This window comes from Streptomyces sp. S063 (assembly GCF_002832675.1).
Lineage (GTDB): Bacteria > Actinomycetota > Actinomycetes > Streptomycetales > Streptomycetaceae > Streptomyces > Streptomyces sindenensis.
Genome location: NZ_CP021707.1, coordinates 7478603 through 7503357, shown reverse-complemented (window position 1 = coordinate 7503357; position 24755 = coordinate 7478603). Strand labels below are relative to the sequence as shown.

15 protein-coding genes and 5 pseudogenes are annotated in these 24755 nt (G+C 66.2%); 9 read left to right on the top strand and 11 right to left on the bottom strand.

The genetic code is table 11. The features are described from left to right. The first annotated feature begins 98 nt into the window (after window positions 1-98). On the top strand, window positions 99-7076 hold the full coding sequence (locus tag CCZ36_RS34085; protein WP_443069833.1) for a polymorphic toxin-type HINT domain-containing protein: 6978 nt from the start codon (window positions 99-101) through the stop codon (window positions 7074-7076). 969 nt (window positions 7077-8045) lie between these two features. On the opposite strand, the pseudogene CCZ36_RS34080 reads toward CCZ36_RS34085, so the two are convergent. The 3 genes and pseudogenes from CCZ36_RS34080 to CCZ36_RS34070 form a co-directional block, all read right to left on the bottom strand. Further along, window positions 8046-9514 (bottom strand): annotated as a pseudogene (locus CCZ36_RS34080) (UvrD-helicase domain-containing protein). Window positions 9515-9590: 76 nt separating this feature from the next. Beyond that, window positions 9591-10448, bottom strand: a complete 858-nt coding sequence (locus CCZ36_RS34075) for a DUF6083 domain-containing protein (RefSeq protein WP_128819321.1) — start codon at window positions 10446-10448, stop codon at window positions 9591-9593. 156 nt (window positions 10449-10604) lie between these two features. Continuing rightward, window positions 10605-10868, bottom strand: coding sequence for a helix-turn-helix transcriptional regulator (locus CCZ36_RS34070; RefSeq protein ID WP_128808754.1), 264 nt, complete (start codon window positions 10866-10868; stop codon window positions 10605-10607). Between the two features lie 863 nt (window positions 10869-11731). On the opposite strand from CCZ36_RS34070, the gene CCZ36_RS36210 reads away from it, so the two are divergent. From CCZ36_RS36210 to CCZ36_RS34055, 3 genes are all read left to right on the top strand, one after another. Further along, window positions 11732-12109: a hypothetical protein gene (locus tag CCZ36_RS36210; protein ID WP_237302790.1), complete on the top strand. Its 378-nt coding sequence runs from the start codon at window positions 11732-11734 to the stop codon at window positions 12107-12109. 489 nt (window positions 12110-12598) lie between these two features. After that, the gene (locus CCZ36_RS34060; protein WP_030720052.1) at window positions 12599-13171 is read left to right on the top strand and encodes an RNA polymerase sigma factor; all 573 of its coding nucleotides are present in this window, start codon (window positions 12599-12601) and stop codon (window positions 13169-13171) included. Beyond that, on the top strand, window positions 13168-14121 hold the full coding sequence (locus tag CCZ36_RS34055) for a hypothetical protein (RefSeq protein WP_128819320.1): 954 nt from the start codon (window positions 13168-13170) through the stop codon (window positions 14119-14121). The genes CCZ36_RS34060 and CCZ36_RS34055 overlap by 4 nt, the downstream gene beginning before the upstream one ends. 291 nt (window positions 14122-14412) lie before the next feature. Here CCZ36_RS34055 and CCZ36_RS34050 read toward each other — a convergent pair whose 3' ends face one another. Next, a complete protein-coding gene (locus tag CCZ36_RS34050; protein WP_128819319.1) occupies window positions 14413-15084 on the bottom strand; it encodes an HNH endonuclease family protein in 672 nt (223 codons plus the stop codon). Between the two features lie 944 nt (window positions 15085-16028). Here CCZ36_RS34050 and CCZ36_RS34045 point away from each other — a divergent pair. From CCZ36_RS34045 to CCZ36_RS34035, 3 genes are all read left to right on the top strand, one after another. Next, a complete protein-coding gene (locus CCZ36_RS34045; protein WP_128819318.1) occupies window positions 16029-17093 on the top strand; it encodes a helix-turn-helix domain-containing protein in 1065 nt (354 codons plus the stop codon). Window positions 17094-17185: 92 nt separating this feature from the next. Then, a complete protein-coding gene (locus CCZ36_RS34040; RefSeq protein WP_237302789.1) occupies window positions 17186-17590 on the top strand; it encodes a hypothetical protein in 405 nt (134 codons plus the stop codon). Window positions 17591-17716: 126 nt separating this feature from the next. Next, entirely contained in the window at window positions 17717-18538 is an 822-nt protein-coding gene (locus CCZ36_RS34035; protein ID WP_128819316.1) for an SAM-dependent methyltransferase, read from the top strand. A gap of 16 nt (window positions 18539-18554) precedes the next feature. Here the strand turns inward: CCZ36_RS34035 and CCZ36_RS34030 are convergent, their stop codons facing one another. Together CCZ36_RS34030 and CCZ36_RS34025 are read right to left on the bottom strand one after the other, a co-directional pair. Then, window positions 18555-19487, bottom strand: coding sequence for a helix-turn-helix domain-containing protein (locus CCZ36_RS34030; protein WP_128819315.1), 933 nt, complete (start codon window positions 19485-19487; stop codon window positions 18555-18557). A 93-nt stretch (window positions 19488-19580) separates the two neighbouring features. Continuing rightward, complete coding sequence (locus tag CCZ36_RS34025) at window positions 19581-19814, bottom strand: DUF397 domain-containing protein (protein WP_069734961.1); 234 nt, start codon at window positions 19812-19814, stop codon at window positions 19581-19583. Window positions 19815-19993: 179 nt separating this feature from the next. Here CCZ36_RS34025 and CCZ36_RS34020 point away from each other — a divergent pair, with 179 nt between their 5' ends. Further along, window positions 19994-20503 (top strand): ATP-binding protein, encoded by a 510-nt coding sequence (locus CCZ36_RS34020; protein ID WP_128819314.1) that lies wholly within the window; start codon window positions 19994-19996, stop codon window positions 20501-20503. Window positions 20504-20618: 115 nt separating this feature from the next. On the opposite strand, the gene CCZ36_RS34015 is transcribed toward CCZ36_RS34020, so the two are convergent. Together CCZ36_RS34015 and CCZ36_RS35165 are read right to left on the bottom strand one after the other, a co-directional pair. Further along, window positions 20619-21194, bottom strand: coding sequence for a hypothetical protein (locus CCZ36_RS34015; protein WP_128819313.1), 576 nt, complete (start codon window positions 21192-21194; stop codon window positions 20619-20621). A 223-nt stretch (window positions 21195-21417) separates the two neighbouring features. Next, a pseudogene (locus CCZ36_RS35165) lies at window positions 21418-21624 on the bottom strand (hypothetical protein); the annotation flags it as partial. A 48-nt stretch (window positions 21625-21672) separates the two neighbouring features. On the opposite strand from CCZ36_RS35165, the pseudogene CCZ36_RS35160 reads away from it, so the two are divergent. Beyond that, window positions 21673-22254 (top strand): annotated as a pseudogene (locus tag CCZ36_RS35160) (transposase); the annotation flags it as partial. 21 nt (window positions 22255-22275) lie between these two features. Here CCZ36_RS35160 and CCZ36_RS34005 read toward each other — a convergent pair. From CCZ36_RS34005 to CCZ36_RS37085, 3 genes and pseudogenes are all read right to left on the bottom strand, one after another. Continuing rightward, window positions 22276-22958, bottom strand: a pseudogene (locus tag CCZ36_RS34005) (alpha/beta fold hydrolase). A gap of 194 nt (window positions 22959-23152) precedes the next feature. Further along, window positions 23153-23845, bottom strand: a pseudogene (locus tag CCZ36_RS34000) (transposase family protein). Window positions 23846-24067: 222 nt separating this feature from the next. Then, entirely contained in the window at window positions 24068-24718 is a 651-nt protein-coding gene (locus CCZ36_RS37085) for a DUF6461 domain-containing protein (RefSeq protein ID WP_443069855.1), read from the bottom strand. Window positions 24719-24755 lie beyond the last annotated feature (37 nt).

The window sequence follows — 24755 nt, the reverse complement described above, 5'->3', positions numbered from 1 at the left end:
CTCACCCCAGGAGTCTCTCCTCTTCTTCGCCTTCCTCACGACGTTTCGTGTTCGGCCCCTTGCCCGGCGGAACACCCAGGAGCAATGGACACCCACCCATGAGATCCGCTCGCACATCGCATCCAGGAGCACGAACCCTCCGCCGCACCTCGCTGGTCCTGTCGACGGTGCTGATCGCCGGCCTGCTGCAAGCCGCAGCCCTGCCGGTCGCCGCCATGGCTGCCTCGTCGAACCTCCCCGGCATGCCCGCCTCGGAGAAGCCCGTCGCTGGGGCAAAGGTCAGCAAGGTTTTGCCGCGGAAGGCGGCCAAGGGGCCTCGTGTTCCGGAGGAGAATCCTCGCGCGGCTGCGCCCGCATCCAGCGAAATCTCAGTTACGCTCCCGGCGGCCGGAACAGGGGGAGCTGCTCGCTTCGTCCGGCCGAAAGGGCAACCTGTAGGTATCGCTCCTGTCCGGCAAGAGCAAAGGGCCAAGAAGGCGAACGGGGAGGCTCAGACAGCTCCGGCAGCGCCTTCCAGCCCGGTAGAGGTGACATCGCGCGTCCTCGGGAGCAAGCACGCCCGGCGCGCAGGTGTGAACGGCGCGCTGTTCGCGCTGACTCCGAAGGCACCAGCCCTGGAAAATCGCGCTGCGAGGCCTCCGTCCGGCGTGCCTGCGGCCGTGACGGTGGACTACTCGGCATTCGCGGAGTCCTACGGTGGCTCGTATGCCTCACGCATGCGTTTGGTGCAACTGCCCGCCTGCGCGCTGACGACCCCGGACGAGGCGGACTGCCGCCGAGCCACGGATCTGAAGGCAACCAATGACACAGCAGGTCAGTCGCTCACCGCGGACTTGATGACCTTGCGGACCGGGGCACCCACGGTGCTCGCTGCCACGGCTGCCGCTACTGGGGACAAGGGCGACTTCAAGGCAACGACGCTGTCGCCTTCGTCGAGCTGGGACACCAGCCTCAACACTGGCGACTTCAGCTGGTCCTACGACATCCCCGTCCCCGAGGTACCAGGCGGCTTCAAGCCCCAGATCGGCCTCTCCTACTCCTCCGGGGCCATCGACGGGCGGACCGGGGGGACCAACAACCAGGGCTCCTGGGTCGGTGACGGGTTCGACTTGTGGCCCGGGTTCATCGAGCGCCGCTACAAGCCGTGCGTGGACGACGGGGTCAAGAACGCTGACGGCAGCGAGCCCGGTGACATGTGCTGGGCCTACGACAATGCGTTCATCTCCTTCAACGGTGCCAGTGGTGAGCTCGTCCCCGCCGGGAAGGACGAGTTCAAGCTCAAGAAGGACGACGGCACTCGCATCGCCCGGCTGGCATCCGCCGACCGGGCCAACGGGGACAACGACAACGAGTACTGGCGCCTGACCACGTCCAACGGCACCCAGTACTTCTTCGGCTACAACCGGCTGCCCGGTTGGGCTGCCGGAAAGCCCACCACGGACTCGACCTGGACGCACCCGGTATACGGCAACAACTCCGGCGAGAAGTGCCACGGCACGACCTTCGCTACCTCCTGGTGCCAGCAGGCGTGGCGGTGGAACCTCGACTACGCCGTCGATACCCACGGCAACACGGTCAGTTACCACTACACCAAGGAAGAGAACTCCTACGGCCGGAACCTCAAGGCCGACGACGACACCCCGTACACCCGTGGCGGCGTCCTCAAGCGCATCGACTACGGGCAGAAGTCCAACGACCTCTACGCCACCAAGCCTCTCTCGCAGGTCGTCTTCCACAACTCGGAGCGCTGCCTGCCGCAGACGGGCGTCACCTGTGCCCCGGACACCATCGACGCGAAGTCGTTCTACTGGTACGACACCCCCTGGGACCTCAACTGCAAGGCCGGAACCAGCTGCGACAACGGCAGGCTCTCCCCCTCGTTCTGGACCCGCCACCGGCTCACCGGCATCACCTCCCAGGTTCTGAACAGCAGCGGCACCTATGACAAGGTCGACTCCTGGAAGCTCGAACACCGGTGGGGCATGGCCGACACCGACTACCAGCTCCTCCTGGACAGCATCCAGCGCACCGGTGAATCCGCCACTCCCACCATCAAGCTGCCGAAAACGACTTTCAGCTACACCCAGCTCGCCAACCGGCTGGACAAGAACGGTGACGGCTACGCACCGTTCGTCAAGGACCGCCTCAACCACATCGACGACGAATACGGCTCCAGCGTCGTAGCCAACTACTCAACCGCCGCGTGCAGCTGGTCCGCGCTACCCACCCCGGAGACCAACACCACACGCTGCTTCCCGCAGTATCTCGGCGGCACGAGCTCAGAGCCCGCGGAGCTGCACTGGTTCAACAAGTACGTGACCACGTCGGTCACGACCAAGGACCGCACCGGCGGCGCACCCGACGAGGTCACGCACTACCAGTACCTCGGCAACGCCGCCTGGCACTACAACGACGATGACGGTTTGACCAAGGAGAAGGAAAAGACCTGGTCCCAGTGGCGCGGCTACGGCCAGGTCCGGGTCCAGACCGGCGGGGACGGAGGCGACGTCCCTCTCAAGACGCAGCAGGACTCCTACTTCCTGCGGGGTATGGACGGCGACCGCAAGGACAAGAGCGGCGGTTCCAAGAACGTTGCCGTCACCCTGGGCGCCGGTGAGGGCGACCCGATCACCGATCACGAGTCCGCCGCCGGTTTCACCTACAAGTCGGTGACGTTCGACAAGCCGGGCGGCAAGGTCCTGGAGAAGTCCGTCCAGCGCCCGTGGCACCACGAGACGGCGAAGAAGGTCCGCGACTGGGGCACGGTCACCGCCAACTTCACCGGTGCCTCGCTCTCCAAGCAGTGGGTCTCCCTGGACAACGGAGCCGGTGCCCAGTGGCGCACGATGTCCAAATCCACCAGGCAGGACACCATCGCCGGCCGGGTCGTGCAGGTCGAGGACCGCGGCGACGACGCGATAACCACCGACGACCAGTGCACCCGCACGACCTATCCCCCGGTGACGAGCAAGAACATCCTCGGCCTCACCTACCGCGTCGAGACGGTGGCCAAGGCATGTGACGTCACGCAGATCGATCGGGCCAAGGACGTCGTCTCCGACGCGCTGGCCGCCTACGACGGTGCCGCCTACGGGGCCGCGCCGACCAAGGGGGACCTCACCGCCGGCGCCAAGCTGAAGAGCCACGACGGGACCAAGGCCACCTACCTGGAAAGCACCACTACCCACGACGCTTACGGGCGCCAGACCAGCATGGTGGACCTGTCTGCCGACGTCACGGTCACCGGCACCTCGGCTCCCGTACGCACGGCACGCAGCGGCGGCCTCACCACAACAACCGCCTACACCCCGGCCACCGGTCTGCCCACCCAGATCAAGGTGACCACACCGCCCGCCACAGCCGGTGTCGCGACATCGTCCCTGACGTCCACCACCACCGTGGACCCCCGGCGAAACAGCACCGTCAAACAGACCGATGCCAACAACAACTCCACCCAGATCGCGTACGACGCGCTGGGCCGCACCGCCAAGGTCTGGCAGGCGAACCGGACGACCAGCCAGACGCCGACCGAACAGTTCGAGTACACGGTCGCCGAAGGCCAGCCGGTCGCGGTGGCCGCGAAGACCCTGGACAACAAGGGCGGCCAGGTCACCTCGTGGGTGCTGTATGACGGATACCTCCGCCAGCGCCAGACTCAGGCTCCCGGTCCTGAGGGCGGAAGCGTCCTGAGCGACACCTTCTACGACGAGCGCGGGCTGCCCACCAAGGCATTCGCCCCCTACTACACGACCACGAAACCGTCGGCCAAGATCTTCAAGCCCGACAACGCATGGTCCGTCGAAACACAGACCCACACCGCCTACGACGGCCTGAACCGTGCCGTCGAAACACAGCAGGTCCGTGGAAACGGCGACGGCGGGAAGGTTCTCAGCACCACGAGAACCATCTACGGAGGGGACCGGACCACGGTCATCCCGCCCGTCGGCGCCACCGCCACCACGACCCTCACCGACGCCCGCGGCAAGACCACAGAACTGCGCCAGCACCACCTCCGCTCCGCCAGTGCCCCGTACGACAGCACGCTCTACCAGCACACGCGCAGAGGAGAGCTCAGCAAGGTCACCGGCCCGGACAACAACAGCTGGACCTACGAATACGACCAGCTCGGGCGCCAGACGAAGCTGACCGACCCTGACAAGGGTCCCACCGAAAGCACCTACAACGACCGCGGCCAGCTGGTGTTCAGCAAGGGCTCACGCACGGACGTCCCCGGTCTCGCCTACGTCTACGACGGTCTCGGACGCCAGATTGAGGTGCGTGAGAGTTCAGCGACGGGCACCCTGCGCATCAAGCACGAGTACGACACCGTCAGCCGCGCCAAGGGACATCTCGCCGCCTCCACGCGCTACGTGGGAAGCAAGCAGTACACCACCAAGGTCACACAGTACGACGCTCTCTACCGTGCGGTCAGAACCTCCGTCGTCATCCCCGCAGCAGAGGGGGATGAAGGCAAACTCGCCGGGACCTACCAGACCGGATCCACGTTCCTGCCCTCCGGCCTGCCCGACGGAACCAACTACTCCGCCGCCGGCAGCCTGCCGGGCGGCTCCGTGGGCTACGCCTACGAAGAGCAGACCCTCAGACCGATCCAGGTCTACGGGCAGGGCATCTCCGGCACCACCTCCTACAGCTACACCGGCAAGCCGCTCGTGCACGATGTCGCTCTGACCGACGGCGGCAAGCTCACCAGAATCACCAACTCCTACGAGCCCGGTACCCAGCGACTGGCTACAACGCGTGTCGACCGGGAGGAACAGGCAGGCGTGGACCGCCACGCCACCTACCAGTACGACGAAGCGGGCAACATCCTGTCAATCGCGGACGTCTCCCGCACCGGCACCGACAACCAGTGCTTCACCTACGACTACCTCACCCGGCTGACCGAGGCCTGGACCCAGCCCGTCACCACCTGTGCCGCGGCACCAGCAGCCGACAAACTCGGAGGCCCGGAACCCTACTGGCAGTCCTTCACCTACGACAAAGCCGGCAACCGCAAGACCGAAACCCAGCACGACAGCACCGGCAACACCGCCAAAGACATCAGCCGCGTCTACACCTACCCCGCGGCCGGCGCCAAGAACGCCCACAGCCTCACCTCACGCACCACCACAGGCCCCTCCGGAACCAACACCGAGTCCTACGCCTACGACCCCGCGGGCAACACCACCACCCGCCCAGGCCAGAAACTCACCTGGGATACCGAAGGCCACCTCGCCACCGTCACCGAGAACAGCAAAACCACCAGCTACCTCTACGACGCAGGCGGCAACCGGCTGATCGGCCGCACCCCCACCGAGGTCACCCTCTACCTCGGCCACACCGAAGTCACCGTCCGCAAGGGAGCCGACAAGGCCGAAGCCACCCGGTACTTCGACCTCGGCGGCGGACAGACAGCCATACGCAGCGACGACGGAACCTTCTCCTTCACCGTCGCCGACCACCACGGCACCGGCGAAATCGCCATCCAAGCCAACACCCTCGCCATCACCCAGCGCCGCACCCTGCCCTTCGGTGAAATCCGCGGCCAGACACCCACCACCTGGCCCGGCACCAGAGGCTTCGTCGGCGGCACCGACGACACCAAAACCACCGGCCTCACCCACCTCGGCGCCCGCGAATACGACCCCGACCTCGGCCGCTTCATCTCCGTCGACCCGATCCTCGACCTGGCCGACCCCCAGCAGATGAACGGCTACAACTACGCCAACAACAACCCCACCACCCTCTCCGACCCGACCGGGCTGCGCCCCGACGGAGCCTGCGGCGGAACCGGCTCCTGCGGAGCCGACACCGGCAACTGGACAAAAACCCAGGACGGCTGGGACTACAAAGAAACCCAGACCCAATCCTCGCTGCCCCAGGACAGCGGATCAGGGAACACCGAAGGCGACAACGGAGGCACTGACAAGCCCAAGCCCGTCGACGACCAGCCGGTCATCGAAGGCGTACGGCTTCCAACAAAGGCCGAGCTCTACGCACGGAACTACTCGATGGGCGACCTCGACGTCTCCTATTCAGAGATGATCGTCAAATGGGCCGACGGCCAGTGCATGGCCGACCCCAGTAGCGATTTCTGTGCGAGGGCCCATGAACTTGGGTGGATCAGCCCAGGCAAGGGTGACATGCTTGAGATCCTGGGAGTCCGCGACGCGGAACGTTGCGCGAAAGGCAGCGGAACGGCTTGCATCTGGACTGCCGTGGGATTCATTCCGATTGGAGGCTGGGTCGCCAAGCTCGCGAAGGCCGCGAAGGCCGCGAAGCTGGCTAAGTCAGCCCCCGACTGCAACAGTTTCCTCCCGGACACCAAAGTCCTCATGGCGGACGGAACACACAAGGAAATATCGGAAGTAGAAGTCGGGGACGAGGTCCTGGCCACTGATCCAAAAACTGGCGAGACCAAACCGAAGAAGATCACCAGGGAAATCCTCGGCAACGGCCAGAAGACTCTCGTCGAGATCACCGTAGAACATACCAAAACCTCGACTTCTGACACGACGATCACAACCACGGCTAACCACCCCTTCTGGATTCCAAAGCAAAATAGATGGGTTGATGCCGCAGAGATTCGCGCGGGGCAATCACTGTTGACCAGCGGTGGATCACACGCACGCGTCGTGGGCACCAAGAACTGGGCCCAGGTTGCCGAGGTCCGCAACCTGACCGTCGAAGACCTGCACACGTACTATGTCCTCGCAGGCAGTACACCAGTACTCGTGCACAACAGCTCAGGTATCGCATCAATCGATGACCTTAGAGGCGGAGCCTACTTTCATACGGTTCTGAGCACAGCAAAAGGCGACATAGACGTCGGAGCCTTCGTCGAAATCGATGGAAATAAGATCGTGCTGGATAATATATCCATCTATGGAGCAAACGGAGATCTCCCCCGGGGCTCTGTCGGCGCAAGTGATTTCTTGGCCCTTAAAAGAAAGGTCACCGATGCGGCGACAGCCCAAGGATTCGAGAAGCTTGAGGTAAACTGGCTTCGCACGAGCTCAGGCCCCGAGAATGGTAAGTCGGGAAAATGGGATATCGACCTCCCTAAAGGATGCTAGCGAAAACTCACCAACCAACGGGAAGAGTATCCACATGGATAGGTACCTGAGCGCACTAAGCTCAGTTCGTGGGGACCTTGTCGACAACGCTGACCGTGAGGCAATCCTGATCAAGCTGAAGAAGGCAGGCCTCTCTCAGGTCGAATGTATTCGTGCCGTCGTAGATCTCGGATTGAGCAGTCGAGGAGACGCCAAGCATCTAGTGCATACCAGCCAGGCTTGGTCATCCAACAGACTACAAAGCGAGCGTTTGCATGATAGCCTAGAAAGGCTAATGGATGAAAATTCATAGCCTATCCCGGGTTGCCACAAAACCGATCGGGCTTACCTATTTCGGCATCTGATTTCCGTGCCGATCTAAGATCAAAAGTTCGAGCTCGAAAGATCCTCGACCCTGAAAAGCCTGCGGTGAAGCCCCGCCAGTCATCGGACTGGCGGGGCTTTTTTTATGCAACGAAACGACCTAACGGTCGAAACCTCCATACGTACTATGTGGGAGCGGTGAAGTCGCTACTGCTGCTCACCGCTACCGACCGCCGGGAGGCGGCCACAATGGACCCGCGTCATCTTGTTCGTGGCTCAACAATGGGACCTCCTACTTTCGGTCCGGTATAGCTCCCCTCCTGTTGCCGGTGATCCGGGGGCACCGGGTGCGAAGGCATCGACGGACCGCTGATGAGGGATGTGAGAACCGGTCGATCTCGGGCAACGCTTACGGCGGAATCACCCTTAACAGTGCCTCGTACGCCGTGGACCTCGTCACCCTGGTGCATGAGTCCTGAGGCTTCACTTTTGGCTTTGGACCGTGCGCAGGCAGCGATGCACAAGCTTCAGCTCCGGCGGAGAGGGCTGCCGTGTGCCACGGACTCGCGGCCGAGCTGCGTCCCTTCGCGGTCGATGAATCGCAGTGAAACCTCTCGCTGGAAGAGCTTGAACACGGCGACTGGTAACACCGAAGCCCACGGAACGCTATGCGGGAGGCGATCCGTCAGGGTGGTCGTTGATCCATGACAGGCCGCCCAGGTCGAGCCGTTGGCGGGCTCGGGTGACGGCGACGTAGGCAAGGCGCGCTTCCACCTTGTCGACAGGACCGGGGACGGGCTGTCCGTGGTCGTCCTTCTTGTCGGTGTCGCGGGGTGGGGTGAAGTCGTCGGCGATTTTGACGCTTACCCATTCCCGCCCTTTGGACTTGTGGGCGGTCGAGACGGTGATGTCGGCGGTGTTCTCAGGGCAGAGGCGGTGAACGGCGTTGAGGATGGCGTCGGTTCCGTGCGTGTCGACGAGGTCGACGAGTGGCTGGAGGTCTCGCCCCGCGGGATCGTTCGCGGCGTAGTCCTGCAGGTCTCCCCAGGTGGGGAAGAGAAGCAGTTCGGGGTGGAAGGTGCGTCGGCCGGCACGAAGGTCGTCGGCGGCGCGGGCGAGTGCTCGCAGGGATTCCCCTCCCCGGTGAGGGCGACGTGGTGGTCTGTGTCGAGGAGTTGCATGACTTGGCGCATGGCTCCGACGTTGGTGCGGCACAAGATGGCGTCAGGCTGGTCGACGGGGCCGAGGGTGGTGGGGATCGCGTCGGTGCCCGCGAGTCGGAGGGGTGCGGCGGCGATGGAGAGCCAGCGGTTGGCCTCGGCGGCGAGGTCGGGGCCGAAGCGGAAGGACCGGGACAGGGTGAGCTCGGTGCCGCGGAAGGCGGTCATGATGTCGCGGGCGCCGCGCCATTGGTAGATGGCTTGGGCGGAGTCGCCGACCATGACGAGCTGGGTGTGATTGCGCTGGGCGTTGAAGACCTGTTCGACGACGGGGTTGGTGTCCTGGGCTTCGTCGAGGAGGAGAAAGTCCCCAGGGATTCTCGGTTCGGTCAGTGCCCAGATCTTGAGGTAGTGGTCGTGGTCGAAGCGGACGGCGCCGGCGTCGGGGTTTTGCAGGTCGGCCCATGCTTTGCGGGCGAAGGGCAGGACCAGTGCGGTGAGTTCGCGGTGGTGGCCGGCGTCTTCGAGGTTGCGCAGTGGGGGGACGTGGTGGCCGGTGATGGCGGGGTCCGCGGAGTGGCAGAAGCGGGTGATGGTGCGCAGGGTCGCGTAGGACAGTGCGCGGGGTGAGAGGTCTCGGTCGCCGATGCGGAGGGTCTTGGTGATGCCGAGGTGGTGGCCGGTTTTCCAGCTGGGCTGGCGGGGGCTGTTGAGGCGGGCGCGGTAGCGGTGGCCGACGGCGGCGTAGGCGAGGGCGTGTGCTGTTTTACAGGTGACGGTGGAGGGGAAGCGGGTGGCGGCTTCGTGGGCGATGGCTCTGTTGTAGGCGATGTAGCGGCCGCGGCGTCTGGTGCCGTGGGCAAGGAGCGCGAGAGTGCTGGTCTTGCCGGCGCCTGCTCCTGCTTGGAGCGCGAGGTGGTCGCCGGCATGGAAGCGGTCGGCGGCGGCAGTCTGTTCGTCGGTGGGGGAAGGCACCGGGGTCTCCGTGGGTTGGGGCTGGTGCGCCGGAAGCTGGTGGGCGGGCGTTGCCGGAATGGGTGCGGGGTGGGGGTTATGGCCTGTGGTGCTGCTTGCGTCCGGCGCGCGACAGGCGCTGGTGGATGTGCTGGTGGTGGAGCCATGCGTCGAAGGGTTCCCACTCGGTGAGGGCGAGATCGGCGGCTGAGGAGGCAGCGTGGCCGGCGCAGTGCTGGTGACGCCACCGCATCTGCTCGGTGTAGGGCAGGTGCGTCAGGTCGTAGACAGCCATCGTTTCCCCGGGGCGGGATCGGTGGTTGATGAGGGTGGCGGGGGCCAGGGTCCAGGTTCCGTGCGGGGCTTGGTCGTCGAGGACGGGGCGGGTGCAGCGGCGCCGCTGCCGGGTCTGGGCCACGCACTGGATGGCGCCGATGGGGCGGCCAGCGATGTAGTGGACGCCTAGAAGGTGGGCGATGGGGCGGGCGGGCCTGCAGGGTTCGGTTCGTTCGGATGGTGGGGCGGCCGGTGCGGTGAGGGTGCCGTTGTTGATCAGGCGGCGGGTGTGCAGGGCGAGGTGGCGGCGCAGCGTGGTGAGCTGTGGGGTGAGGGTTGCGGGTGCGCTTTGTGCGGGGCACAGGGCTGTGTGCGGGATGCGGCACCACGGGGTGCCGTCGTGGGCGGGGTGGGCGACGCCGGAGCTGACGTGCCAGCGGCTGATGGCAGGGACAGCGGCGGCGGGGAGTTCTTGAGGGTGGAGCCCCACGGGTCGGCCGTCGCCGTCCGTGCGGGGATGCCAGTCGACGCGGTTGCCGCAGTCAGGACAGCGGCCGGGCTGTGCGCTGCGGACGAGGCGGGTGGGGCTGTCGGCGTCGACGCGCAGGGACCGTGAGCGTGGGGGGCGGGCGGAGGTGCCGTCCCACCGGCGAGGGGTTGGGGCGTTGGCGGAGCGCATGGCGGTGAAGGTGGCAGGTGACACGCCGGTGCTGCGGGGAGCGTGCCGGAGTGTCCTGCGAACGGCCCAACAGCAGGGAACCCGTGTGCGGTCTCTCGCGCGGGAGTTCCTTTTGATGACTGGATCGGGTGATCTCCCAGGCTGTGGCCCGGGTGCTCAGGGGGTGGGTTCGGCCGGGGGTTCGTGGCCTTCGCAGAGGCGGGCGAAGAGGTGGTCGACGGGGACGTCGAGGGCGTGGGCGATGGCGTGCCAGGTCTTGAGGGAGCCGATGGTTCGGCCTTGCTCGATTTCGATGAGGGTGCGCCTGGCCAGGCCGGTTCGGTGGGCGAGCTCGTCGTAGGTCCAGCCGCGTTCGCTCCTCAGCCGTGCCAGTTCCAGGCGGAGGGCGGTGAGGTTCGGGTCGGGCGGGAAGATCGTCACCTGACCATCCGAAGGTGCAGACACCTGCCCTGTCAGTGCAGACCTCTGCCCTATTTCCGCAGGTCGCCGCCGCTCCGCACAGGGCAGAGGTCTGCACTACGGTGTGCTGCCGCCCCACTCCCCCACCCCCGCTCCAGCAGATCAAGCTCGCCGAGGACCAGGAGAAAGACCGATCAGATGAGGCTCTGCACGACGCACCCGGTGGTGCGACGCATCTGGACCGTGGAGCTGCGCCCTGAACACGGAGGGACCATGCTGAGCTGCCTGCAGTGCTCGCCCTCCGCTCCGACCATGCGGACCGCGCCGTCCCAGGCACTGACCCACCTGGCCGCTCACGCCCGCCATGACTTCCTGCCCAGGCACCTTCGGACCTGCCAGTGCCACTCACACGGCTGCCGGTGGCACTCACGCCACCGCGGCTGCTCCGGGCCCGTCCTGCTCGTCCTCACCCGCGAGCGCGGCGGCCGGCTCTGGCGGCTCGCCGACACCTGCGCCGCCTGCGCGGCAGCCACTGACCATGCCGCGGTCGTGCCCGATACCGTCCTCGCCACGGCCTCTCCGGCAGCGTCGGTGAATCGGATCCGGCAACGGCAGCGCAGGAAGGTTCCGCACGGTCCCTCGGAGCAGGTGCGCGTGCGGGAGATGCTCAGCTATCTGGCTGCTGCTCTTCCCGCCCGGACCAGTGCGGCTGCTCGCCTGCTGGCCCTGCAGTGCGCCCTGCGTTCCACCACCGCCGGGAAGGTGAACATCCCCGCCGGGTTGATCCGCGGTATGCGGATTGCTTCGGAACCGTCTGCGTTCACCGAACTGGAGGCTGCCGGCTGGCTGCGCTCCCCACCGGTCCGGCGCACACAGGTACCTCGATGGAACTCCTGGACACCGCGGTGCGGATGCAGGCGCCGGCTCGCGCAGACCGTGCCCGGGCGGCCAACTGGATCCTGCTCACCTGCCAGATGAGCGAAATTCGCCAACTAGGAGCAACCCCGCGTCTACTGGCACTGGCGCTCGCCGCGCACCTCCCGGTCGAAACAGGCTCGCCAGCAGCCGAACAGGAAGCCCTCGCGCGCATGTGCGGCCTCCCGCTCCAAGAGCTCACCCCCTTGCTCGACATGCTTGTCGCCACGCGCTTCCTGCGCTCCTGGGCGCACGGCGCTGTCCCCGAAGACCTGCACTGGGAGCTCGCCGGGCGCACCCAACTCACCGGCAGCTTCTCAGGCCTTGAGGCCGACCGTGTGACCTGACGTACCGGCCCGGCTGAAGACCCTGATGCAGAGTGATCCCCACAATCTTCAGCTCGGCCAGCAGACGGCCTTGGCTCCAGTCCTTCCAGCACCGCTTGCTGCACGGCCGATCCCCGGACTCTGCTCCGGGGACTACCTTTCCTGCCTGAGTCCTGCCGGGGCTCGGGTTCTGGCCGGACTGCTGAGAAATCACAGCCCTGGATGTCACAGCACGACCGGCCGCCAGCACTAGTTAACGTGGCGCCCGCCCGGGCGCCGCCCATGCTCGAAGAGGCAGGAGCGCAAGGGTGGATCCGGTGTTGATCACGAGCGTAGCGATCGTGTTTCTGGGGGCTGTGAGCAGTACCCTGCGGTTCGCTCGAAAGCGGCTGAGGCATGAAGTAGGGCTTCATGTATCCAGGCTCCTCGCCGAACACGCTCACAACAGTCTGCGTTCATCCTCGGTGGGTTGTGGCTCAGGCTGCCTTGCGGAGGTCGGGGTGAGCCATCGTGGAGGACGCGGCTGAACTTCGGGTGAGTGATCCGCTTGACCGGTTCTCCCCGGTGGACGACCTGCAGGGGAGAGATCTTGCTGAGGATCTTCACCATGCCGAGTTCCCGGGTCTTGTTCGCTTCCTGCTGCTGCACGGGGCGTCCTGGAGCGAGGCACAGGACGCCGCGCAGGATGCCTTTACCCAGATGTGCCGGCCAGGGACGAGCATCCGCTACCCCAAGGCGTGGCTGCGCACGGTGGCTTGGCGCTCCTGGTTACGTCAGCAGGTGCGGGAAGAGCCTTGCGAGGAGGTTCCGGACCGGCCGACTGCTCATTGGGATTCGCCCGCGCATGCCGTGGAACTCGGCGTCGAAGAACGGCGTGTGATCGAGATGCTGCTGTCGTTGCCGTCCAAACAACGTGCGGCGCTGGCCTGGACCTTGGACGGATTCACGACACAGGAGAGCGCTGCTGCGATGGGTATCTCGCCCGAGGCCGCTCGGCAGAACCTTTCCCGGGCGCGGGCGACGCTCAAGGCCCGGCTGGGACTCGAAGGATCGGGCTACGAGGCTGCAGAGGAGGATCGATGAGCCGCGACAGGGCGTCCGAACAGCTTGAGGTTTTGCTGGCGCGAGCGCACAGGCAGCTGGGGATCGCCGTGTACGACGGTCTGATGAGCAGCGGCGGGCCGCCGGAACTGCGGGATCCGGATCAGACGCTGGGGCGTCTGCTCGCGGCGGCACATCGCCAGGCGGGGGATGCCGTTGTGGGGCGTCTGGCCCGGACGGGACGCAGAGTGCCTCGCGAGCGTGCCGTGGCCGACCGGGAACGGCCTTCCGAGGGTCTCTTGATGCGGCGCCCTGCGTTCGTGCGGCTCAAGTACCGGGAGCAGGCCTTGAACTGTGCCAGGCGGTACTGGCCTCTGGATGCCGTTCGGGTCATCCGGGATGCGGTGGACACGGTGCAGCAGCTCATCGCCGATCTGGAGGAGGAAATACTTCCGGACACCGCCCGTGACCAGCTCCTGCGCGTAAGCAGCGGCATGGGACGGGTGCTCGCTCTTCCGCAGCCGGACCATGTACCCCAGCCGGCTCTGGGCGGATTCGACTACATGGAAGAGGTGGAGGGCTTCCTGGCCACGTGCACGTTGCGGCTCGTGGCAGAGACCCGCCGCTCCAAGCAGTTGCTCGACAACGAGCTCCTTCTTCATTTCCGCTGGCCGGAGATGTCCTGGCTCGGTGCGCTCGAGGTATCGCAGGACCTGGCCGACGACCTCGACCTGGCTTACCGGGAGGCGCTGGCGCTGTCCACGGCAGTGACGGCCGTGGAAGAAGCCAGCACCGACTTCCGGGGGGCCGACCTTCAATCGGTGGACCTGAATGGAGTCGATCTCGAAGGCATCCGGTGGGACACGGCGACCAACTGGCCCCCGGAGTGGAAGGAACGTATCTGGAGGACCTCGCTGGCCGCCAGCACGGGACATGGGGAACTGGTCGTCGGCGCGGACCCCCGAGACAGCACCGTCCCGGTGGACATCTGAGAAGGCGCAGCGGCGGCTGAACGAGGCAGGGCTGGTGAATCCCCAGAATCGCTGGGCCGCAGGCGGTGCCGCGGGGAGATGAGGACCGGCGTGTATCTCGCGTGCGGAGACGTGCGCTCGCCACTTCTCGAGATATGGCTGGTACACCGTCAGGTGGGCGGGCCGTGCTCAACTCTTGGCCCTGACGAGGGGACGAGGAGTAAGTCGGCTCGAAGAGCACCGGTACAGCACCAGCGGAACGGGAGCGCCGGAGAAAGCTCGCCTCCTCGAACGCTCCCGTCCGCGCATAGGTTAGGCGGCCGGGGTGTAACGGACGATGGTGTCCTCGCACGGGCCTTCGGCATAGACCTTCAGCGCGTCGAGTTCGCGGTCGTCCGCGGTAAGCTGCCAGCGGAGCTTGGTCGCCACCCACTCCCCCACATACCGGCACTGAGCCGCCGGGGAAGGCGGCATCCAGTCCGCCGGGTCCTGATCCGACTTCTGCCGGTTACTGCGCGCCGTCACCGCAACCAGGGACACGTCCGCGCCCTGGTCGTTGGCGTACGCCTCCCTCCGTTCCGCCGTCCAGGTGGAGGCACCGGAGTCCCATGCTTCGGCGAGCGGGACCATGTGGTCGATGTCCAGGGCCCCGGCGCTGATGACCTCCTGGCCGTCGTAGTAGCTGACCCAGGTGCCGCCGGTCAGCTTGCAGCCGGCCTCGACCGTCGGCGCGACGACCGCCTCGGCGATCAGAACCTCGGCGCGGGTGTTACACCCGTCGCCCGTGTCGTCGCCGGCGTTCCAGTGCTTGAACTTGGTACGGGTGTAGCCGGTGCGGTCTTCTTCCACGGCCTGCACCAGGCCGACCGCGTCGGCCAGCGTCGTCACCTCCGCCGCCGGAGCGGCCTGCACGGCAGGAGCGGAGAGAAGGGGGATGAGGGCAAGGGAGAGTGCGCCGAAGCCGCGCACGAAGTTCTTGATCACCACCGCGTTGTACCGGCCGCACCCCACCCACGGTGAGGCCCTGCCCTTTGTGCTCACCCACCCGGGGGAAGAGGTTCACCGCAGGAACGCTTCCGCATCCGGATATTCCGATGTGCGGGCGAGGGCTGGCAGCTCGGGGTAGTCGGCGTCCGCGAGGTCACCGAACGCGGCCTGTCGGTCAGCCTCGTGCTCTGCCGACTGAGGGCTGGCGTCGAACTGAAATTCCAGAGAACCGGTTCTTGCTGCAGGCTCCCCGTCCCCGATCAGCCCCGATCAACTCAAGACAGATTGTGCAGTAATTCGCGCATCGAAGGGCCCCTTTTGACAGCTCACTTGGCAACGGAGTGCCAGAATCGAATCGGTGAGCGTTTCTCAGGTTGGGGGCGGGTAGATATATCGGATTACGGCATGAGTGCGTGGCGCTTGAGGCTTCGGCCGGGCTAGTGTCGCGGTCAGGAGGGGGCCTGGGCCCGGCCGCAAACCTAGGAACCAAGCCCCCTACCGCATTCGTTCAGTTACGAGTTCCCTTGGAGGAATCTCATGCCTTCTCGATATGCGTTCCGTGGCGCCGTGGCGTCTCGGGGTGGTGCTAACGGTAGCGGCGGTGGGGCGGGTTTCGCGCGGCTCCGTGCCTGCGTTGTCACGCTGAATCTCGGAGGGGTCCTGGCCCTCGCCGCTCTTCTTCTCGGCCCGGCCGAGGAGACCTGGGCGGCGGCGTATGTGCTGGGAGGGTCCGGAGTGATCGCCTGGGCGTGCCGTGATTCGCGATTCTCCTGGCTGTGGGCCCGCGCCGACTGAAGGCTGCACAGCCTGGATGCGGCAGCTCGGTGCCATGTGGGCGGGAGTCCCGGGCCGGCGGAGCGAAAGGTGCCCCTCAGGACGGGGAGTAATTGAGTCCGGCAGCAGGGATGCCGGTGGCGGCTATCAGCGCGAAGGAGGATGCGGTGACGAAGGATGCTGCGGGTCGTGTCTGTGGTTTCTGTGGGGCGCCGCTTCCTGCCGCCAGCGGCCCGGGGCGGCGCCGTTCCTACTGTGATGAGGGGCATCGGCGCCAGGCGCAGAGGCTGCGGGAACGGGAGAGGCCGGCCGTCGGTCAGGGCGGGAGGTCTCCGGGGCATGAGATCGCTGCTGAGGCTCATCGGCTGGCCGGCCTTCTGCTGGAGGCGGCGTACGCGGGTGAGGGTCTGGGGGAACTGGTGCAGCGTGCCCGGGCTGTCCAGCAGGAGGTCGACTTCTTTCTCGCGGCCGAGGTCGGTGCGGATCGCGCTCGGGGTGCTAGGTGGGAGGACATTGCCAAGGCGGTGAATGTCACTGCTGAGACAGCCCGGAACAAGTGGAGTCAGGACCGGGTGCGGCGACTGCTGGACCATCGTGCTGTCGCTCAGAAAGCCGCGCCGCTTCCCTCTCCTCGGTCTGCGGTGTTCCCGCTCCAGCAGGGCGAGGGGCAGGAACCGTTGAGGCCGATGGCGGTCACCGCGCGTCAGCGGTTGGCGGCAGCCCTGTCCTACCTGCAGCGAAAGAGCGGCTTGAGTATTCGTGTGATCGCTGATCGCACGATGCTCTCCCCTTCGTTCATCTCCAGGATCCTGTCGGGGGAACGGACTCCTTCATGGGATCTGGTGTGTCATCTGTGCAGCATCCTGGGCCACGAACCTGGGGAGTTCAGGCTGTTGTGCGAGGCGGCCCACGGGGTAGAGCAGCCTCCTCGCCAGACGGTCACGGAGTGCATCGCGTCGCTGACAGCTGCGTTGCGGGGGCTGCACCTGGCTGTTGCACGGCCCACCGCTGAGGAGATTCACCGGCGCACTCACGGCAGGGTGCCGGTGCAGGTCATTGCGCAGGTTCTGCGAGGGGACGCGGTTCCGGAGTGGGAGGTTGTGGGGGCGTTGGTCACTGCCCTGGGTGGGCAGGCCGCTGATTTCAAGCCGCTGTGGGAGGCGATCCATTACAGCTTCCTGATGACGGATGACCCTTGCGTCGGTGATCTGGTCAGCGAGACGACCGGATGAGCGCGGGAACGGTCCAGGATATGACGCCTAAGCGGCCGGCAGCCGCCTCAGCCCCTCCCTCTGTGTACGAGGCTGGTGGTGACCGCACTGCGGTGATCGCGTTCCGTGCCTTCCGCGACATGTACCGGGCGGGCTACGTCGCCTATGCCATGGCACGGCTGGGCACGCACGAGCTGGCGGAGCGGGTGGTGGAGGACTCCCTCACCGCGCTCGCGGTCCGCTGGTCTGCCACGCTGGGCTGTTCCCACCCCGCTGCGATGGCCTGGCGCCTGTTGGCCGCCTGTGTGGATGACGCGGAAGGAACACCGCTCCCCTGCCCCGGGAACCGGATATGCGGCAGCGACGCCCACGTGCTGCGGGACCATCTCAGGATGGATATCGACCGGGCTTCCGACCTCATGGGGCTGACGCGTGGCGAATTCCTCGTCGCGCTGAACTCGGCCGACCGCCCGACGGATGCTTGCTGCGGGAACCAGCAACCCTCCGACGCCGCCTGAGACAGGCATGGTGCGGCTGCTTTCAGCCGATCGTGGTCTCGTGCGCATTCTGAAATTTCACTACGCTGTGTCTCTTCCGGTGCGGGGTCGATCCGGCCACGCCACGAATTCTTCCCGGGGGACGCGATGACGGCCGATGATCAGCTTCCGTACGGTGTGGACGTCAGGACTCCGAGCGTCGCGCGGATGTACGACCATCTCCTGGACGGCAAGGACAATTTCGCTGCCGACCGTGCGGCATGCGATCACCTCTTACAGCAGGTCCCGAGCATGAAGGACCTCGCCCTGAACAACCGGGCCTTTCTTCAGCGGGTCGTAGGGACCCTTGCCCAGGAGTACGGCATCCGTCAGTTCATCGACCACGGGTCAGGGCTGCCGACGCAGGACAACGTTCACCAGATCGCGCAGCGCGTCGACGCTGCCTCCCGGGTCGTGTACGTGGACAGCGATCCAATCGTGCGCAGTGTGGGCGGGGCGCTTCTGGAGACCGATGACCGGACCGCGGTTCTGCAGGCGGACATGCGCGACACCCAGGAGATCTTCGACAGTGAGCCGGTGCGGCGGCTGATCGACTTCCGGGAGCCGGTCGCTGCGCTGTTCGTTTCGGTTCTGCACTGCATTCCCGATGCGGACCGGCCTGTTGACCTCATCCGCAGGGTCCGGAGCCGGCTGGCCAGTGGCAGTGTCATGGTCATCTGCCAGCTGGTCAGTGAGAGCGAGCAGGTCCGTGAGGAGGTGTCTGCGTTCATGGACCGCGAGACCCGGGGGCACTGGGGCCGGGTACGCACCCGGGCTGACGTCGAGAGCTACTTCAAGGACAACGGCCTGTCGGTTGTCGACCCGGGCCTTGTGGAGGTCTCCCGGTGGCGCCCTGCCGAGGTGCCTGTCGCTCCGCCCCAGCAGAGTTTTGAGTGGGAGGAGTTCGGCGGGGCCGGCATGGTTCCCTGAACTGGCCCCGGCGATGTTACTGGCGGCCGGTGTCCAGCTCGTCGAGCCGGTCCTCCAGCTGAGTCAGGGTGAGGGCTGCGGGGTTGGCCATCCCGGACAAGGTGGTGATACGCGACAGGTAGCGTTCCGCCTCCCCCTCGCCCTCAACACAGCGGGCACCTTCACTCTGCTCGAGGTAGACGAAGTCGGACAGCAGGGCGTCGGCGAACCGCAGATGCACGATCGGATGCCCCACAGCGCCGGTCATCCCCATCGACAGCGGAGCGATGTGAAGGCTGATCCGGTGCCGCAGGTCGCTCTTGAGGAGCTGGATCAGGTGCTGGATCTGCCGGTACAGCACGCCGGGGCTGCCCACCGGGCGGCGCAGCACGTCTTCATCCATGATCGCGACCATGGCCGGCGGGTCCTGGTCCCGGTGGAACATGCTCAGGCGGTTGGTCCGGGCCCGTGCGCGGGCTTCGACGTCAGCCTGCGGCAGGTCGGGGAAGCCCGCGCGGATGACGAGTTGGGCGTACTCGGAAGTCTGCAGCCAGCCGGGGACGAGCTGTGGTTCGTAGGCCATGATCCGCTGGGCGGCCGGTTCGAGAGCGAGCAGCGGCTGCACCCAGCGGGCGATGGAGTTGCCGTACGCCTCCCAGGCGTCCGGCGCCTCGCCCTGAGCCGCAATCAACTGTGCGTGGGAGAGTTCCTGGTGGTCGGTGACTCCGCACAGGCGCAGCAGGGCGGTAGCGTGCTGGCCGGTGTTCTCTGTGCGTTCGCCCTTCTCCAGCCGGCTCACGGTCGGCCCGGAGGTGCCGATGTGGCGGGCCGCCGCCTTCCCGGTCATGCCGATGCCGGTGCGGCAGCGTCGCAGGTGCTCGCCGAGGGCTCTGCGGTGGGCTGCCGCACCGAGGTGGGGCCGGGGCGCGAAACCGCGTATGGAGCGGCTTTCCCCGTGCTGGCCAGTCATTTGCGAATACCTCCCCTGAGCCCCCTTGTCCGGGTCGCCAGTATGTCAGCCTGACATAGGGGAAGCATGCATAGGCCAAGGCCTCACGAACGGCTACAGGGCGAAGTCGAACTCGCCGTCCTTCACGCCGAGGAGAAACGATTCCATCTCGGCCGGGGTGTAGACCAATGCGGGCCCTGCCGGGTACCGGGAGTTACGCACGGCGATTTCTCCCCCCTCCAGTCGGGCGACTTCCACACAGTTTCCGGCCGCGTTACTCCGCGCGCTCTTCCGCCAGACCGCCCCTGTGATCGTCTCAGCACTCACACCGTTGACCTGCACTGTCATTGAATATCCGCCTCCTGTTGGCCCCTCAGCCGCAGCCGCCCACACCCGCCGGCGGGAACATTCGTGCGACCTGGGCCGCTGAAATTTCAGCTGTCCTTCCAGGAACGAGCATTAGCGCGTCAGGTAGCGGGACAAGATGCAGTGAGCCGCCGACACGCTCACTTACGGGGAAACCGTTCATGGAAAACCGAACACATCAGCGCCAGCACCCCAATACCCGCGGCCACGCCGGGGCCGCGCCCCGTCTCGCACTCGCGGCACCCCCCTTCGCCGCCCACCGCATCAGCACGAACACCCTGTGCCTGAAAGACGCACGGAAGTTCACCTCCGACGTCATCCACCGCTGGAACCTGAACCCCGTGCGCGAGGACGCTGTGCAGATCGCATCCGAACTCGTCGCCAACGCGGTACGCCACGGCAAACGCCGCACCCCCCTGCCCGACGGCAGCCCTCCCGTCGTATGGCTGGCCCTGACCCGGCGCCCGCACAGCCTGCTCTGCGTGGTGTACGACCCCAGCCAGCGCAGACCACGTCTCACACCACCCGCTCCCCTGGCCGAGGACCACCGCGGACTGCCCATCGTCGAGGCACTCAGTGAGGGGTGGGGGTGGAAACCCTCCGGCGCCACCGGCAAAGCCGTCTGGGCGCGCCTGGCGTTACCTCCCGCTGCGGCCCGCAGGAAGCCCTGAGAAGCCCTGGACATATTCCTGCGGGCTGGAGGGAGAAGCACTCGCGGCAGTCGGTCAGGGCTTCTCGATGTATGGGCGGGTTTGCCCACTACCCGTCTGAAGCAACCGGCACTGACTAGGAGCCGGACGGGACTGAGGCCGGGGCGGTGGGGCTGTAGAAGACCGAACGTCCCTGCTTGGAACGCTCCAGCAGCCCCTGGGCGACCCCCTGCTCCAGAGAGTTGCGCACCACCGCCACCTGGACCGTGCGCTCAGGATGCGCCTCAGTGAGCGAGGCCGCTACTTCAGCCGCCGACCGAGGCTCGCTCTGCCCTCCCAGGTAGGCAGTGGTCAGCTCCAGCCACGTCGGCTCCCCCGCCTTCTTCGGCGACGCAGTCTTCTTGGAAGCCTTGCGACCGGCGGCGACAGCCGCCTTCCCTGCTGCCTTCTTACGGTTGGAGCCTCGCGCCGCGGGAACCGCGGCCCCCTTGCCGCCCTTGCGCTGCTTCGCTGCCTGCTTGGGCGTGCCGCCGAGCACTTCCTGCATCTTCGTCAGGACCTGCTCGCTGTCCTCCAGACGGACAAGCTCATCCTGCAACCGCGCCAGCTCGCTGCGCACGCGCTCCTGCTCGCTACGGTTCGCAGCCAGGTCATCAGCGACCCGCTGCGCGTAATCGGCCGTGACACTCTGAACGGGAAGGTTTCCAGACATATAAGTCCTCGGCTCTCAACGTGGGGGGCGTGTAGCGACGATGGTACCTACATAGATCAAGCCAACCCGCAGTGCGTTAGCCGCACGCCAACTACCGGAACGGGGCTGCTCCGTCGCCGTTCGGACGGGAATACGGAACGCAGGGATGACCCGGCCAGCTGGACCAGCCTCCGTTACGCCGTGCAGCCAGGGCGGGAACCTCGTGAAGACCCCATAGCGGCCCTCAGATGCCGTCCGGGGGTCCAATGAAGGTCAGCGTCTGTTCGTCCAGGTCGAGTTCCAGCTGCCCTCCGCCGTGCTTGCGTAGTTGTTGCCAGGCCATGTATCCGGCCATGATCGCCTTCTCCCAGTCCGCGGCCCGCAGGACGCTGACTTCGAGGTGGGCGGTCATGTGGTCGATGGTGATGAGCAGTTCGTGATCGACGTGGCGGGCGCCGTCGAAGTAGTGGTGTCGGCCGGCATAGGAGAAGACGAGGGGGTCTTCGCCTTCGACGAGTTCGGGCCTCTGGGGATCCCGGCCCACCGGAGGTTCCTGCTGGGCGGAGCAGGGCAAGCCCGACCGCCTGCCGGCGACCTACCGCCGCACCCACGGCGTCACCTACTTTCACGGCTGCTACTCCGTCGGCGACGACCGTCTGTGGGGCGTCAACCGCCGCCGCAAAGGCACCGCCAACACCCTGGCCGCACTGAAGTCGATCCGTGCCGCCCGGCCCGACGGCGCCCCTATATACATCATCTTGGACAACCTCTCCGCCCACACCGGCACGGATCTCCGCCGCTGGGCGAAGAAGAACAAGGTCGAGCTGTGCTTCACCCCGACCTACGCCTCCTGGGCCAACCCGATCGAGGCGCACTTTGGCCCGCTGCGGCAGTTCACCCTCGCGAACTCGAACCATCCGAACCACACGGTGCAGACACGGGCCCTGCACGCCTACCTGCGCTGGCGCAACGCCAACGCCCGCCACCCCGACATACTCGCCGCCCAACGCAAGGAACGCGCCCGCATCCGCAGCGAAAAGGGCATCCTCTGGGCGGCAGACCACTACCGGCAGCGGCCTGACGACCCAACCCCGCCACAGCACTACGAGCTCGCGACCTCCGCCAGGACGCGGGCGAGCTCGCGGGGGCGGGTGGCCATCGGCCAGTGGCCCGAGTCGAGATCCACGTACTCAAGGTGGGTGGTACGGGCAAGGTCAGGGCTCTCGTCGGCGGCGATCCACTCCTTGGCCTGGGCGGGGGTGAACTCGGGACAGACGACCACGACTGGGACGTCGAAGCGGCGCTCGTCGGTCAGGCGCACGACTCCCCGTGCGACCGCTTCGGGACAGGCATAGCGGCGGACGCAAGGCGGTGCCGGGTCTCCTGGTCCAGGTCGGCGGAGTCCGCTCCCTCAAAGGGGCCCCAGCCTGGGAAGGGCATGGTGCCGCCCTGAATCGCGAAGTCATCGGCGCAAGCCCGCCCGTCGGCGGCGGGGAAGCCGCCGATCAGTGCGACCTTGGCCACCTTCTCCGGTCGCGCGTCGGCGGCCAGCCAGGCCAGGCTCGACGCCGCGAAGTGCCCCACCACCAGGGGCTTCCCGGGCGCCGCGTCAACGGCGGCGAGTACTGCTGCCAGCTGGTCGTCGAGCGTCGCGGAGGTGGTGCCGTCGCCCTGGCCGGGGAGGGCGAGCGGCACGGGACGGTGGCCGAGCGCGGTGAGTTCGGGCACGACGTCGTCCCACGCGGATCCGTCGAACCACAGGCCGGCGATGAGCAGAATGTCCACGGGTGTTCTCCCGGCGAAGAGTCGGATCTGGCTGCCGGAACGCTATCGGGAGGCTCTGACAACGGGCTCAGGCCACCCCAACCCGGCAAACCTTCCCGGTCACATCACTAGCGTGCTCGAGAGACGCCTATCGCGCACAGTCACAGCTGTCCATGTCCCGGCTCACCGAATGCAAAGCGGATCACTGAGCTTCTTCAGCGTTGCAACTCCAGGGTGAGGACGGCCTTGGCGATTGACGTCATGCGGTTGGGGCTGCATCGGGACCTGCGGAAGATCCGCCAGGACTTCAGGCGGGCTACGCCGCGTTCGACGGGTGCCCGTCTGGCTGCCAGGGCACGGTTGCGGGTCTTCTCGGTGGGGGCCAGTTCCTGCAGGGGCCGGCGTTTGATGCCTGTGGTCAGCTACGGGCCGGCGCCCTGGTAGGCGAGATCGGCCAGGATCGGGACGCCCTGGCGCTCGCAGATCCGGATGATCCGGTGGGTGCGGGCGGCGGTCAGGTCGTGGGTGCGGCCCGGCAGGGCGGGCGAGAGCCACAGCAGCCGGCCGCCGGGGTCGGTGACGACCTGCACGTTCACACCATGGCGCCGGTGTTTGTGGGAGTAGTCGGCCCGGCCGTCGCCGACCCGGTCGCATTCGGCGAGGGTGCCGTCGAGCAGGACGAAGTCGGGTTCGTGCTCGCGCAGCGTCTTGAGCAGGCCCGGTGCACGTGCGGCGAGCAGGTCGACGACCGCGCTGGTGTAGGCGTGGGCGGTGGACTCGCTGATCCCGAACCCGGCGGCGATCTTTGCGAGCGTGGTGTGCTCGCGCAGGTACACCAGTGCCACCATCGCGCGCTGTGACGGACGGAGCTTGCAGCGCCGGTCGCCCTCACGGGTGACGATCAGCATGGTGACCCACTCCACGAGTGCATGCGGCAGGTCGAGTGCGGCAGGTCGAGTGCGGCAGGTCGAGTGCGGCAGGTCGAGTGCGGCAGGATGAACGACCAACGAGGCCCCCGAGCAACGTGATTGAGACGTCAGACATCTCGATTAACAGCCCGGGGGCCTCGCTCGTTGCGCTTCACGGACCGTCACCCGATCGGTGGCCACATCGAAGAAGCTCATTGGCTGCTACGCGGCAGGGCCGCCTGGATCGGGCTCCTCGCCACCCTGCACTGGAGCCTCGCGTTCCGCGTTTAGTCCGGGCAATTGGGGCCCGAGAGCGCTCCCCTCCAGGGTCTCCGCCTCTTTCGGGCGGGCAAAGTTCTGGGCAGATGGCGCACTGAGCAGAGGACCGGCTACCACGTCAAACGGTATGTGAAATCCCACCCGTTTACTGACAGCTTCAAGGGAACTAAAGACCGCTGCCCCGTCGCGGGCACCCGCCGTAAGTCTTTCCGTAGCATCCCATAGGGGGTGGATTTCACTTGAGCTGAGGCTAGTTCGCACACCAGGTTCGAAGTGCTCGACCCGCGAGCCGAATTCCCAGCTACTCACTACATGGTAGGAATTTGCGCCGTAACTAACCGTAATTGACGGGCCATTTACGGAGAGTGTTGATAGCGTCTCATTCTGGACCGAGAGGGTGCCGTACATCTCGATTGAAAGGACCCAGCCCTGAATGCTTCCGCACCTAAAGATGGACTGACCGTCCAGTCGATCAAGAGCGTCGTCTACCTCCCCCAATTTCAGAATTCTTGCAGATTTCAAATTCGGGCAAAAATTAGATATTACGCGTTCCAGGCTTAGGCCGCGCGTAAGATTTACACAAACGCCATCCATTCCTTTTACCCAGCCCACTCCTTTTTCGAATCAAAAA